Raw genomic sequence first — 13573 nt, 5'->3', positions numbered from 1 at the left:
TTATTGCCGCGCCGGTTCTTTTAGCGTTGCGGGCCCGCTTTCACCAGCGCAGCACCTGCGGCGTTATCGGTGTACTTGTCGAAGTTATCAATAAAGCGCTGTGCCAGACCCTCGGCAGCAGCGGTCCACTTCTCTTCACTCTCCCAGCTACGACGCGGATCCAGCGTGTCACTATCCAGCTCGCCCAGCGCAACCGGCATCTGCAGATTAAAGATCGGCAGCGTTTCCGTTGGCGCATCATCCAGCTCACCCGCCAGGATCGCATTGATGATGGCGCGGGTATTCTTCAGTGAGATGCGTTTGCCGCTGCCGTTCCAGCCAGTGTTCACCAGGTAAGCCTGCGCACCGGACGCTTCCATTCGCTTCACCAGCACTTCAGCGTACTGCGTCGGATGCAGCGTCAGAAATGCCGCGCCGAAACAGGCGGAGAAGGTTGGGGTGGGTGCCGTCACGCCACGCTCGGTACCGGCCAGTTTGGCCGTAAATCCTGACAGGAAATGATACTGTGTCTGCTCCGGCGTCAGACGTGAAACCGGTGGCAACACGCCAAACGCATCGGCGGTAAGGAAAATCACTTTCTTCGCGTGGCCCGCTTTTGAGACCGGCTGCACGATATTGTCGATGTGATTGATCGGATAGGAGACGCGGGTGTTTTCCGTTTTGCTGCCATCTGCGTAATCAACGCTGCCATCTTCGCGTACCACCACATTTTCCAGCAGCGCGTTGCGGCGAATGGCGCGGTAGATCTCCGGCTCAGCCTGCTCAGAGAGGTTGATGGTTTTGGCGTAGCAACCGCCTTCAAAGTTAAACACGCCATCATCGTCCCAGCCGTGTTCATCATCGCCAATCAACTGGCGATCAGGATCGGTGGAGAGGGTGGTTTTGCCGGTACCCGAAAGGCCAAAGAAGACCGCCACATCACCTGCTTTACCCACGTTAGCAGAGCAGTGCATGGAGGCGATGCCTTTCAGCGGCAGCAGGTAGTTCATGATGGCGAACAGACCTTTCTTCATCTCGCCGCCGTACCAGGTTCCGCCAATCAGCTGCATACGCTCAGTCAGATTGAAAGCGACAAAGTTCTCTGAGTTAAGACCCTGCGCCTGCCAGTCAGGATTGGTGCATTTAGCTCCGTTCATCACCACAAAGTCAGGTTTGAAGTCGGCCAGCTCAGCATCGTCAGGCTGGATGAACATATTCTTCACGAAGTGCGCCTGCCAGGCGACCTCGGTGACGAAACGTACGCTCAGACGTGAATCGGCATTGGCCCCGCAGAACGCATCCACAACAAACAGACGCTTGCCGGAAAGCTGGCGGGTGACGCAGCTTTTCAGTGCGTTCCAGGTCTCCTGCGACAGAGGCTGATTGTCGTTTTTGCCGGTGCCCTGGTCGTTCCACCACAGGGTATCGCGCGTGGTGTCATCACGCACAATGTACTTATCCTTAGGCGATCGCCCGGTGAAAATCCCGGTGTCTACTGCAATCGCGCCGCTCTGCGTCAGGGTGCCACGAGCAAAACCTTCGAGGTCCGGGCGCGTCTCTTCCTGAAATAGTGTGTCGTAATCAGGGTTGTAAACCACTTCCGTGGTATCCACGATGCCCAAAGCGGCAAGGTCTTGCGAGGTCAGGCCGTTAACGCGCATTTTACTGCTCCTTAAATCGGTGTCTGTTCTGCAAAGCAGAGATAGGTTGGGATCGTGCCAACCGGCTGTTGCATCAGGTGCGGCGAATCACTGACAGTCCACTGCGCTTCGTCACGACAGCCTGCAAAGAGAACCGGACTTTTCAGGGCATCTGCCTCTGGCTTCCGGGCGTTTGCACGATCGCGCGCAGTTTACTCTTCTGCGTTACGGGAAAAAGGGCAGTGATCTAAAAATGCGACTCAGGGCGCGTTAAGGCTATGTTTCGAACGTTTAAAAGATGTTATGAAAGTAAAAAAAGATAATTTGTCTGGAAAATTATGGGGATAGGAAAGGGGGAGAGGAGAAGGGGCGGCAGACGCCGCCCGAACAATCAAATCAATGCAGACGGTCATCATTCTCAAGGGAGTGGCTGCGAATACCGGCGATATCGACAGCATCAAACACGTAGTTTGAACCGCAATAGTCACAGTGCATGTCGATTTTGCCATCTTCCGCGATGATCTCGTCCACTTCTTCCTGTGGCAGCGTAGTCAGCACTTCGCCACAACGTTCACGCGAGCAGGTGCATTTGTAGATCACCGGCTGCGGATCGTAGAGGGTGACCTCTTCCTGATGATAGAGACGCCAGAGCGCTTCATTCGCCGGCAGATCGATCAGCTCTTCTGTTTTAATGGTTTCGGTCAGCGTCGCAAGGTGCTCGAAGACCTCTTTCTCTGTGTCCTGCGCGGGCAGCACCTGCAGCAGAATACCGGCGGCGCCTTTGTCGCTGGTGCGGATAAACAGACGCGTTGGCAGCTGCTCTGAGCGCATGAAGTAATCTTCCAGGCACGCAGCCAGGGTTTCACCTTCCAGCCCGACCACACCCTGGTAACGTTCACCCTTTTCAGGCGAAATCGTGATTACCAGATAACCGTTGCCGACCATGCTTTTCAGGGTGCTGTCGTCCGGGATGTCGCCTTTGATACGCGCTACGCCCCGCAGCTCCTGATTGTTGTTGCCGTTAATCACGGCCAGCGACAGCGGACCGTCACCCTGCAGCTGTACGGTGATTTCGCCATCAAACTTCAGCGTGGCGGTCAGCAAGCTGGTCGCTACCAGCATCTCACCCAGCAGCGTTTTAACCGGTGCCGGATAGTCGTGATTTTTCACGGTTTCACGCCAGGTGTCAGAGACGTTCACCAGCTCGCCGCGCACGGCGGCATTTTCAAACAGATAACGGTGCAGTTGATCCTGGACTGACATATTTTTTCTCTCACTGGAACGGGGCGACGGTGCGTCAGCGAAGACGGCGTTATTCATCGCCCGATAATTTAAACTTCATCAAATCGCGACGCTCTTTTTTGTCAGGTCGCCGATCGGGATGGGGCATAGTCAGCGCATTGAGTTTGCGCGCCTGCGCCATTTTTTCGCGTTTTTCAATACTGGCATCGGTTTCGCGATAGAGCTGCTGGGCCTCACTGGCGGGACGGCGCTGGGCGCTGATATCCGCCACGATCACGGTGCGTTCATCATTGCCCTGACGCAGTGTCAGTTCCGCATTCAGTTCCACCACTTTGCCGGGTTTGCTGCGCTGGCCGTTGTAATGGACTTTGCCGCCTTCAATCATCTCCCGCGCAATCGCCCGGGTTTTGTAGAAGCGCGCGGCCCACAGCCACTTGTCGAGGCGGACCTCTTCGCTGCTTTTCTCTTTCATTGCTGCTCCTGACTCAGATCAGCGTCCGGTAATCGCCAGTGGCCCGGTGACGCTGAAAGATTTGCTCAGGACGACCCGAATCAGGGTTCTTCACGCCTAAGCACCAGCCGATGCCCCATAACGTTGCAGCATCCAGAATCACTTCGTTGTCATCGATAAACAGCGTGCGCGCCGCAGAAAAGCCGGTGTGCTGTTGTACCGCCTGCCATAAACGTTGGTCTTCTTTCGGATACCCAAAGGTATGGATGGAAAGTAATAAATCAAGGTGCGGCGCTAAACCTGTCTGCGCCAGTTTGACGTCCAGATTGTAAGGATGCGCGTTGGTCAGCAGGATGGTGGACTTGCCCGCGCGACGCAGCGCCTGCAAAAAAGGCAGCGTATCGTCACGCAGGGCAATTAGGCTGCGCATCGCCAGCGTCATGGCACGGATATCAAGCTTCAGCGCGTCTGCCCAGTAATCCAGACAATACCAGTTTAGCGTATGGGCGACGGCCTGATATTTTTCCGCAATGATCGCGTCGGCTTCCGCCCGGCTGATGCCGCGTTGCTGGCTGAGCTGTTCAGGCACATGCTCCAGCCAGAAGTGACGATCAAACGCCAAATCCAGCAGCGTGCCATCCATGTCGAGCAGCACGGTATCAATCTCAGACCAGTTGAGCATCCAGGTTCACCCTGTGAAAAAACCGGGCGACAGGGTAGCACAGAAGGGCAGGACTCAGAATATCGAGCGCACACCCTGCAAAGTGCCAAGGTTATGGTTGAAACACTTTTCGTAATACTGCTGGATATCGATCATGCGCTGGCGATTACGGTGCATGCGGCGAAGCGCCAGTAAGCCGTTAATTATCCCACAGGTCAGCAGCATCAGAAGCAGCAATACGGTGCCGAGATAGCGCCACTGCGCCATGGCATCCGGTTCATTGTGCAGGACAATGTGACGCGTGCCGTTGGCATCCGTTGAAATGCTGGTGATGATGCCGCTGGCGCTGAAAGGTGTATGCAGCAGTACGGTGGAGAGTCGTTGCAGCTCACGCCACTGAGAAGGCGGATCGAGATCAAACAGCGATACGGTGGGCTGCGGCTGATTCACTAACTGGCGACCTTCGTCGCTGACGATCAGGAATCCCCCTGGAGGCGGGCTGTTAAGATTTTCTGCCGCCCGACGGGTTTCGCGGAAAAAGAAGGTGGATGTAGCGGTATTAACCAGGTTTTCCAGCGCTTCCGCACTCACCGGGCGCAGCAGCACATTCATGCCGTTTAACTGACCGGAATCTGCCCGACGCATCAAAGCTTCCCAGTCTTTGGCATTGCCAAGGTTTACCAGGGCGTTTTTCAGCCGCATACAATCCTGCGGCTGATTGCAGAGATCCTGCGTTTTCATCACCAGATCTGAGAAGTCATCCAGCAGAATCATTCCGGACTTTTGAATCGCGGAAGCCAGCTGTGGGTTCAGTTTAGGGTCAGTATTGGTTTCGGGATGCAGCTGCTTTGTGGTGGTCTCCAGCAGCGCCGCCGCTTTATCAATAATGTCCGATTGCGGCTGCGGCAGTGGCGTCGCGTTATTCCAGTAGATCGCCGAACAGTCGAACGGCATGTAGGCGTAGCTGCGGTTGCTCTGATAGTTGTCCGGCACTGAACACATACCGGTGCCACTCACTTTGAGGTTGTCGCCAATGTTCAGTGCCACGTTGCTGAGCTTATCAACGCTGCTGACCTCCAGGCTGTCGGTGCCTCTTGCCCAGGCCAGACTCAGTTTAATCGGCATCGTGAGCGGGATCCAGGTGACCAGCATAGTCAGCACCAACAGTGAACCACACGCCAGCACCACGTTTTTCCGCCAGCGCTGGATAGGGAAGTTTTTGACCTCATCCTGTAGCGACAGGAAGCGACCCTGACGCACCACCTGACGATTAAGGTAGATCTCGACATCCGTTACCTGACCGAGATCGTGTGCGACGTAAGGCTGCCAATGTGGCGGATAGGCAAGGTCAATAATGCCCAGCGTGATATTGCTCTGCTCCTGGTTCGATTCACTGAACAGACCCCAGCGTTTTGGTGCGCCGCGCAGGCAGTGTATATCACGCAGCCCGCGTTCGCCGGGAATGCGATAAAGCAGCCAGAGGCTGGCGCCAATCATTAATGTCCCCGTCAACACCAGCCAGATCATCAGCGTGGCAGGCACTAACAGGCTGAAGAAGAACAGTAAGAAGGCCAGAGAGATCGTCACCGCTTCACGCGTGCCGTCTGGCCGCGACAGACGATACTCTTCTGGCGTCTCTTTACGCACCTGCAGCAGCTCAACATTTTCTGTTTCTGCTTTGCGGATTGAGGCGTTGGTGGACACAGGACGCATGAGCACAGGCAGCGATTGCTGATCCACAGCGTAATCAACCAGCGAGTGGCCGTTCAGCGAGATCACCAGCGGAATAGATTGGGTGCGGATTAACTCCACATAGTTTTCGTCGGTAATGTACTGTTCCCACAGCGGCGGCAGATGAACTTCAACCTCATCCAGGTAATAGCGCCATTTATGGGGATCGTCTGTGGAGAGGCCGTAACGGGTAATTGCGCGGGTAACCGGATAGACATTGTTGCTCTGCGCTGTCAGCGTCAGCCGTTCAGACGCGCTTCGCTTATGGGTAGTGACAGGCGTACTGAGTTGTTTTTCCAGCGCGGCGACATACTTATCGACAGCCTCACGTTCCTGCGGAGAGAGCTTACGGCAGGGCGGACTGATGAATGGCAGTGGTTTCGCCAACGGCGGACGATGCCGCATAGCGTACCAAAACCCCATGCCTGCCAGGATTGAACAGGTCAGCACTATGGCCAGGATCATCAAGATTGTGCTCATGCTCTGCTCAATTCAGCCAAAATGCTGCCTTCACTTTAAACTTTCGCTCCCGGTTATGCTCACTATAAAAGAGACATTCCGAAAGATTATATAACCCTGAGGAGTCAGACACCCGATGAAATAGTGCCAGCGTATATCTGATTGGCATTTGTTAAACCCTGCCTTGTCCGAATGGTAACCGGCACAGACTGGATTAAATATCGGTATTATCTGAAACTTATCGCAGCGTATTGACTAATGCAAATTTAGTCTTAACTGATAACTAAAGCCTGTTATTCAACCGACTGAATCTGTGCAACGATAACGTCACTGTCTGACTGTCGCACAATTGCCTGCGGTTAGGTATGCTAATTCGCTACTGATAGCCGGCGCAGAATAATTTGAGGCTGATATGAAAATTCCAAAAAAACCTGACATCCTCAATATCACCGCCGTGGCACGTTCACGGTTATTCACTATTGAGTCGGTTGATCTGGCTTTCAGCAATGGTGCACATCGCGTCTATGAGCGGATGAAGCCTTCAGAGCGCGAAGCGGTGATGATTGTGCCGATTATTGATGATCATCTGATCCTGATTCAGGAGTACGCCGTCGGACTGGAAACCTATGAACTCGGCTTCCCGAAAGGGCTGATCGATGCAGGCGAAACCGTGAATGAAGCGGCGGTGCGCGAACTGAAAGAAGAAGTCGGCTTTGGTGCAGATCAGCTGACCACGCTGGGCAAGCTCACCATGGCACCTTCTTACTTTTCCAGCAAAATGAATATTGTGATCGCGGAAGGTCTCTATGCTGAAAAGCTGGAGGGTGATGAGCCGGAGCCGCTGATTATCCACCGCTGGCCGCTCAGCGATATGCTGTCGCTGCTGGACGAACCCGATTTCCGCGAGGCGCGTAATGTCAGTGCACTGTTTATGGCGCGCGAATGGCTGGTGAAACAGGGACGGCTGCGTTACTGAACAGGATGCTTTAATGAATAAAAAAGCCGACAGATGTCGGCTTTTTTTATCGTGCAATAACAGGGATCACATCAGAACAGTTCGTGACTCTCGCCGTTATCCATAATAGTGGTACCCACATCGTGAACCGAATATTCGGTCGGCTGGGTACCATTGATGAAGTACTCCTGACGCGTGTTACCGCCGCCATTTGCCAGCTTGCCGGTACTGCGATCGATTGTCACCGTGACGACGCCATCCGGCGGTGTCAATGGCTGCACCGGTACACCGTCCAGCGCGCTCTTCATGAACTCATCCCATGCCGGTTGCGCACTCTTCGCGCCACCTTCATAGCCCGATATCTGATCGGGAATCGCGCCGGAAAGCGTACTGCGGCCCAGATTACGGCGCGCATCATCAAAACCGATCCAGACGGAGGTCACTACGCCAGGGCCGTAACCCGAGAACCAGGCATCTTTCGAGCTGTTGGTGGTACCGGTTTTCCCGCCGATATCATTACGTTTAAGGTCACGTCCGGCACGCCAGCCCGTTCCCATCCAGCCCGGTTCGCCAAAGATATTACTGTTCAGCGCGCTCCTGATGAGGAAGCTGAGCGGCGTATTGATCACGTGAGGTGCATATTGCTGATCGCCCTGCTGAGCCTGAGCAGGAACCTGCTCCAGTTCAGGCTGAGGAACTGCCTGATTCTGGTTGTTATTTGAGGCAGCAACGTTCTCAACACTCTCTTCATTCAGCGCCAGCGCTTTTTTGGTCTCACCATAAATCACCGGCAGATTGCACTGCGGACAGGCGATCTTCGGTTTCTCTTCAAAGACGGTGCCGCCCTGTTCGTTCTCAATCTTCGTAATGAAGTAAGGATCAACCAGGAAGCCGCCATTCGCCATCACGGAGTAGCCACGCACCACCTGTAATGGGGTGAATGAGGCCGCACCCAGTGCCAGCGACTCGGTGTGAACAATGTTCTGCGCCGGGAAACCAAAGCGCTGCAGATACTCTGCGGCATAATCCACGCCCATCGCACGCATCGCACGCACCATCACGACGTTTTTCGACTGACCTAATCCCTGACGCAGACGAATCGGACCATCGTAAGTTGGCGGTGAGTTTTTCGGACGCCAGTCTGCACCCGCACCTGCATCCCAGCGTGAAATCGGCACATCGTTCAGGATGGAGGCGAGCGTCAACCCGCGATCCATGGCGGCGGTATAAAGGAAAGGCTTGATGTTAGAGCCGACCTGGCGCAGTGCCTGGGTCGCACGGTTAAACATGCTCTGGTTAAAGGCAAAACCACCTACCAGCGCGCGCACCGCACCATCATTTGGATCCAGTGAGACCAGTGCCGAGTTCACATCCGGCACCTGACCCAGCCACCAGTCGTCACCCACTTTACGCACCCAAATCTGCTGGCCAGCCTGCAGGACCTGCGTCACGCTTTTCGGCGTCGGGCCCTGCACGGTGTCAGACTTATAAGCACGCGCCCAGCGCACACCGGCTAATGACAGCGACACATTGCTGCCATCCTGCATCATAACGGTCGCTTCATCGCTGCGTGCTTCTGTCACGACGGCCGGGTGGAGCGGGCCATAAACCGGCAGCACCTTCAGCGCTTTCTCGATCTTCGTCTGATCCCAGGCCGGTTCACCCACTTTCCACAGCACGCTTGTCGGGCCGCGATAACCATGACGCATATCGTAGGCCATGACGTTATTGCGCACCGAGGTCTGCGCGGCTTCCTGCAGACGACGAGTCACGGTGGTGTACACCTTGTAACCGTCGGTGTAGGCATTATTGCCGTAGCGTTTCACCATCTCCTGACGCACCATCTCGCTGAGATAAGGGGCAGAGAAGGCGATTTCCGGGCCATGATACTTCGCCACCAGCGGTGTATTACGGGCCTCGTCATATTGCTGCTGCGTGATGTAATGCTGATCCAGCATACGCGCCAGTACCACGTTGCGGCGCGACAGGGCGCGGCTCGGCGAGTAAAGCGGGTTAAAGGTAGACGGCGCTTTCGGCAGACCGGCAATCATCGCCATCTCACTCAGCGACAGCTGGTCAACGGGCTTACCGAAATAGACCTGTGAGGCTGCACCGACGCCATAAGCGCGATAGCCCAGGTAGATCTTATTCAGGTAGAGCTCAAGGATTTCATCTTTATTCAGCAACTGCTCAATGCGGATCGCCAGGAAAGCTTCCTTTATTTTACGCATCAGGGTGCGTTCCGGACTCAGGAAGAAGTTACGGGCCAGCTGTTGAGTGATGGTACTTGCACCCTGTGAAGCATGACCGGAGACCAGTGCAATGCTGGCCGCACGGAAAATACCCACCGGATCAACACCATGGTGCTCATAAAAACGGCTGTCCTCGGTCGCAATAAACGCTTTCACCATGACAGGTGGCACTTGCTGCAGAGTCAAAGGGATACGGCGCATTTCGCCATACTGGGCGATCAGGTCGCCATCGGCGCTGTAAACCTGCATAGGGGTTTGCAGACGCACATCTTTCAGCGTGTTAACGTCGGGCAGCTGTGGCTCTATATATTTGTATAAACCATAAATCGAGCCAGCTCCCAACAGGATGCAACACACTGTAAGGATTAATAAATACTTTACGAACTTCACCTGGAATTTCCCATCTGTTGTCGTTTGAGCAGTTTATAAACAACCGCGCGGTAGTATAAAGGCAAGCCAGACGCTTTGATATGTCCATTTTCCCGGACGATAAGGAGATCGCGCGCATGGCTTTTCATACCTGGCAAATTGGGCTGGATATTCAGAATAGGCAGATTTGTGCCCTTGCCCTCCAGCCTCGTCGTGATGGCTGGCAGCTACGCCACTGGTGGCAGCAGCGGCTGCCGCAAGATACGTTAAGAAACGGCGTGCTGCAATCTTCGCCTGAATTACTGGCGGCCTTAACGGCATGGCGTCAGCGGTTGCCGCGTCGTTATTCGCTGCGTGTCGCACTGCCCGCCCGGCTGGTGTTACAGCGCCAGCTTCCCCTGCCTGCGCAGGCGCTGAACGAACCCGCGCTGGGGCATTACGTGCAGGCGGCCGCGCGCCGTCTCTTTCCTCTGGAGCCCACTGCGCTGGCGCTGGATTACCGGCCGGATGCAAAGCGTGATCAACTCTGCGTCACGGCAGCGCGGCTGGAGATTATCGATCAGTGGGCAGCGCCACTGTTACAGTCAGGATTAAAGCCGCAGGTGTTTGAACTGACCACTAATGCGTTGAAGCGATTAGCCCGGCAGGCAGCACTGAAATCCGGCGCGGTACTGGTTCTGCAGCAGGATAACCGCTGGCTCTGGAGCGATGCGCACTCAGCGGCTGACATCGGCGAAGTCGCCACACTGGCGGCCCTGCGGCAGCAGGCTTTCCCCGACGCCAGTTTTGTTGCCTGGTGCGCCGCAGAGCCGGGTGTACTGCCCGCCGAAGCCACCCGCTTTTCCCCTTTTGATCTCTTTCGCTATAAGCAACCTCCTTTGCCGGAAAACCCGGGAGCCTTTGCGCTGGCGGCCGGGCTGGCGCTACGTGATGGAGATGAATAATGGTGGCGGTTAATCTGCTGCCCTGGCGGCAGCACCGTCGGCAACAGCAGCAGCGGCAGAGTCTGGTGATGCTGTTACTGATGCTGGGTACGTTGTTTCTGGTTGTTGTGCAACAAACCTGGCAGATCCATCAGGCGCGTCAGCAGGTGGCGCAGACGCGCAGTTTACAGCAGCAGGCGCTGGACGCTCTGGGACAACAACTCGCGCAGCAAAAGCAGTTACTCGCCCGGCTCGCCGTCGTACAAAAACAGCAGGCAAAGCAGCGTCAGCAGGCCGTGCAACTGGCTGCCTGGCAGCAGTTCTGGCTCAATTTACCCGTGTTGATGCCCGATTCCGCCTGGCTGACCCGTCTGGAGAAGCGTGACAATCATCTGACTCTGGAGGGCCAGGCGCAGGATATGGCCTCGGTCCGGCAATTCCGCCAGCAGTTAACTACGGTCGCCCTGCTGGATCAGGTTAAGCAGGGCGGTGTAAAGCGGCAGGCCGATGGCAGTTATCGTTTTTCACTGCGGGCAACGGTCCAGGCGGTGGCTGATGAATGAGTGGTGGGAGCGGTGGTGGCAGATGGCCGCGCTTCCGCGTTACGGCTTGCTCGCCGCCCTCGCATTCTGCCTGCTCCTGCTCTCGTGGATTCTCTGGCTGCGGCCACAGCAGCAGGCGCTGACAACTGAAAAGGTGGCGCTGTTGCAGTTGACCCGTACCCTGCAGCAGCGCCAGCAGCAGTGGCGTCAGCATCCTGATAATGAGGTGTTGCAGGTGCAACTGGCGGAAATTCAGCGTGCCCGGTCTGTATCTGGCACATCAGGCCTGGCACTGGAAGCGATTCTGGCGGCACGTCGTAACCAACTGGAAGAGTGGCAGCCGGATGCACCCTCCCGCGTGCTGACGCTGCATCTGCAGTGGCCGGCATTCCAGTCGCTTTTTGCCGAGCTTGCCGATGCCTCCGCACCGTTTCCGGTGCATTTCCTGCTGCTGGCGCAGCCGCAGTTCCTGATCGCTCAACTCTGGCTGGAATCTGACGATGCGCCATAGCCTGCTGATTTTACTGCTGTGCTGTAGCAGTGTGGTGGCGCGTGATCCGTTCAGGCCGGTTGCCGGTTCAGTGTGTGAAGCGTCAGTGGAACCGCTCACTGGCTGGCGTCTGCAGGGGATCATTGGCCGGGAGGCGCATTTCCATGCCTGGCTGATTGGTCCGCATAAAGAGATTGTCATCGCCCGCATCGGCAAACCTTTTCCTGTAGCGCCCTGGCAACTCACTGACATGACCCGCCGCAGCATCACCTTAGCGGTGCAAAACAGCTGCACCGCACAACAGACTACATTCTATTTAAAAGGACGTTCGTATGGTTTGGATAGCCACTCTGCTGCTGGTCATCAGCTGCCTGCTGCCGGTTTACGCCGCTGATGAGGAACCGCTCAGCCTGACATTTGATAATGCACCGGTAGAGCGTATTTTGCAGGCGCTGGCTGATTATCAGCAGATCAATCTGATGATTGCGCCAGAGGTGGAAGGTTCGTTATCGCTGCGGCTGGATAACCTGCCGTGGCATCAGGCGCTGGAGCTGGTGGCGCGCATGGCAAAGCTGACGCTGATTGAACAGGATAATGTCCTGCTGGTCTATCCGGAAAGCTGGCAACAGGCGCAACAGCAGGCTCGTGCGGCTGAGCAGCAGGCGCAGTTGCAGCAAGTACCTTTGCAGCAGCGCGCGGTCACATTGCGTTATGCCAGCGCCAGCGAGGTGCATGCCAGTCTGCTGAGTGAGCGGCAGTCGCTGATGACGGCGCGCGGCAGCGTGACAGTCGATAAACGGACCAATGCGCTGTTACTGCGCGATACCGCAGCGGCTTTAAAAGAGACAGAACGCTGGATACGGGCGCTGGATCTGCCACTGGAGCAGATTGAGCTCTCAGCGCATATCGTTACCATCAGCGAAGAGCATTTGCAGGAGTTGGGGGTGAAGTGGGGATTGCAGGCGGGTGACGCCGCAGTGACTGACATTCTGCACCATCCCCGTCTGGATATCCCGCTGGCGTTGAGTTCACCCGGCATCAGCGTGGGGATGGCGCTGGCGCGTATAGGCGGCCAGCTTCTGGATCTGGAGTTAAGCGCGCTGGAACAGGAAAACCAGATTGAAATCATCGCCAGTCCGCGCCTCTTTACCTCACATCAGCAGACCGCATCGATTAAGCAGGGCACGGAGATTCCTTATGAAGTGTCAGCAGGAAACAGCGGGGCAACCAGTATTGAGTTTAAAGAAGCGGTGCTGGGCATGGAGGTGACACCGACCCTTTCCGGTAATGGCCGCATCCAGCTGAAAATTCGTATCAGCCAGAATATGCCGGGTCGCAGCATCAGAACCGGTGACAGCAACATATTATCCATTGATAAACAGGAAATTGAGACTCAGGTCACGGTCAGTGACGGGCAAACACTGGCGTTAGGGGGTATCTTTCAGCAGCAGCGTAGTCGTGGCGAGAATAAGGTGCCGCTACTGGGAAATGTGCCGCTGATTGGCGGGTTATTTCGCCAGCAATCTGAGCAGCGCAAAAAAAGAGAGCTGGTGATCTTCATTACGCCACGATTGGTCAGGGAAGCAGCGCTTACGGCTGGATAAAACGGAAAATGCGTCCCTTAAGGCCATCTGCGTTGACGCAGGAGAGGAATTAGCTTACAAGGTTTAGCGATTTTCAATACGGTGTAACCGTCTAGGCTGGGTAAATCCCGGCAAACAGATCAGAAAACTTCTCTGTAAGCAGCGTTGTAAAAGACGCAGCGCTGGCGCGTTACAGTTTCGCGAACACAGGCCAATTCAGAAATGGATGTGCTGAAGGCAATATAATCGGTTGCCAAACAGCCTTGAGTGTTGAGATAATTTTTCATCTGACTCTT

12 protein-coding genes are annotated in these 13573 nt (G+C 55.6%); 6 read left to right on the top strand and 6 right to left on the bottom strand.

Annotated elements, in window-relative coordinates:
* Positions 1-20: 20 nt before the first annotated feature.
* The 5 genes from pckA to H7K52_RS16755 all read right to left on the bottom strand — a co-directional run bounded on the left by pckA (position 21) and on the right by H7K52_RS16755 (position 6184).
* Positions 21-1640: a phosphoenolpyruvate carboxykinase (ATP) gene (gene pckA / locus H7K52_RS16775; protein WP_003853012.1), complete on the bottom strand. Its 1620-nt coding sequence runs from the start codon at positions 1638-1640 to the stop codon at positions 21-23.
* Between the two features lie 375 nt (positions 1641-2015).
* The gene (hslO, locus tag H7K52_RS16770; RefSeq protein WP_003853011.1) at positions 2016-2882 is read right to left on the bottom strand and encodes an Hsp33 family molecular chaperone HslO; all 867 of its coding nucleotides are present in this window, start codon (positions 2880-2882) and stop codon (positions 2016-2018) included.
* A 49-nt stretch (positions 2883-2931) separates the two neighbouring features.
* On the bottom strand, positions 2932-3333 hold the full coding sequence (gene hslR, locus H7K52_RS16765) for a ribosome-associated heat shock protein Hsp15 (RefSeq protein WP_003853009.1): 402 nt from the start codon (positions 3331-3333) through the stop codon (positions 2932-2934).
* A gap of 13 nt (positions 3334-3346) precedes the next feature.
* On the bottom strand, positions 3347-3994 hold the full coding sequence (yrfG, locus tag H7K52_RS16760; protein WP_182630241.1) for a GMP/IMP nucleotidase: 648 nt from the start codon (positions 3992-3994) through the stop codon (positions 3347-3349).
* Between the two features lie 54 nt (positions 3995-4048).
* Positions 4049-6184, bottom strand: a complete 2136-nt coding sequence (locus tag H7K52_RS16755; RefSeq protein WP_033743308.1) for an intracellular growth attenuator family protein — start codon at positions 6182-6184, stop codon at positions 4049-4051.
* Positions 6185-6575: 391 nt separating this feature from the next.
* On the opposite strand from H7K52_RS16755, the gene nudE reads away from it, so the two are divergent.
* On the top strand, positions 6576-7139 hold the full coding sequence (nudE, locus tag H7K52_RS16750) for an ADP compounds hydrolase NudE (protein WP_003853003.1): 564 nt from the start codon (positions 6576-6578) through the stop codon (positions 7137-7139).
* 71 nt (positions 7140-7210) lie between these two features.
* Here the strand turns inward: nudE and mrcA are convergent, their stop codons facing one another.
* Complete coding sequence (mrcA, locus tag H7K52_RS16745; protein WP_008926270.1) at positions 7211-9760, bottom strand: peptidoglycan glycosyltransferase/peptidoglycan DD-transpeptidase MrcA; 2550 nt, start codon at positions 9758-9760, stop codon at positions 7211-7213.
* A 116-nt stretch (positions 9761-9876) separates the two neighbouring features.
* On the opposite strand from mrcA, the gene pilM reads away from it, so the two are divergent.
* Genes pilM through hofQ form a run of 5 tightly spaced genes read left to right on the top strand, consistent with a single transcriptional unit; the run spans position 9877 to position 13298 of the window.
* On the top strand, positions 9877-10683 hold the full coding sequence (gene pilM / locus H7K52_RS16740; RefSeq protein ID WP_140916367.1) for a pilus assembly protein PilM: 807 nt from the start codon (positions 9877-9879) through the stop codon (positions 10681-10683).
* The gene (locus H7K52_RS16735; RefSeq protein WP_003852996.1) at positions 10683-11225 is read left to right on the top strand and encodes a PilN domain-containing protein; all 543 of its coding nucleotides are present in this window, start codon (positions 10683-10685) and stop codon (positions 11223-11225) included. The genes pilM and H7K52_RS16735 overlap by 1 nt, the downstream gene beginning before the upstream one ends.
* Positions 11218-11715 carry a HofO family protein gene (locus tag H7K52_RS16730; protein ID WP_008926267.1) on the top strand — a complete coding sequence of 166 codons (498 nt, stop codon included), beginning with the start codon at positions 11218-11220 and terminating at the stop codon, positions 11713-11715. Before H7K52_RS16735 ends, H7K52_RS16730 begins: the two co-directional genes overlap by 8 nt.
* Complete coding sequence (locus tag H7K52_RS16725; protein WP_003852993.1) at positions 11705-12088, top strand: HofP DNA utilization family protein; 384 nt, start codon at positions 11705-11707, stop codon at positions 12086-12088. The genes H7K52_RS16730 and H7K52_RS16725 overlap by 11 nt, the downstream gene beginning before the upstream one ends.
* Positions 12027-13298 (top strand): DNA uptake porin HofQ, encoded by a 1272-nt coding sequence (gene hofQ, locus H7K52_RS16720; RefSeq protein WP_078805146.1) that lies wholly within the window; start codon positions 12027-12029, stop codon positions 13296-13298. The genes H7K52_RS16725 and hofQ overlap by 62 nt, the downstream gene beginning before the upstream one ends.
* The last annotated feature ends 275 nt before the right edge of the window (positions 13299-13573 follow it).

The sequence above is a fragment of the Pantoea hericii genome, assembly GCF_014155795.1.
Lineage (GTDB): Bacteria > Pseudomonadota > Gammaproteobacteria > Enterobacterales > Enterobacteriaceae > Pantoea > Pantoea eucalypti.
Note: the sequence above shows the minus strand (reverse complement) of the source record. Positions and strands in the feature narration are given on the sequence as shown.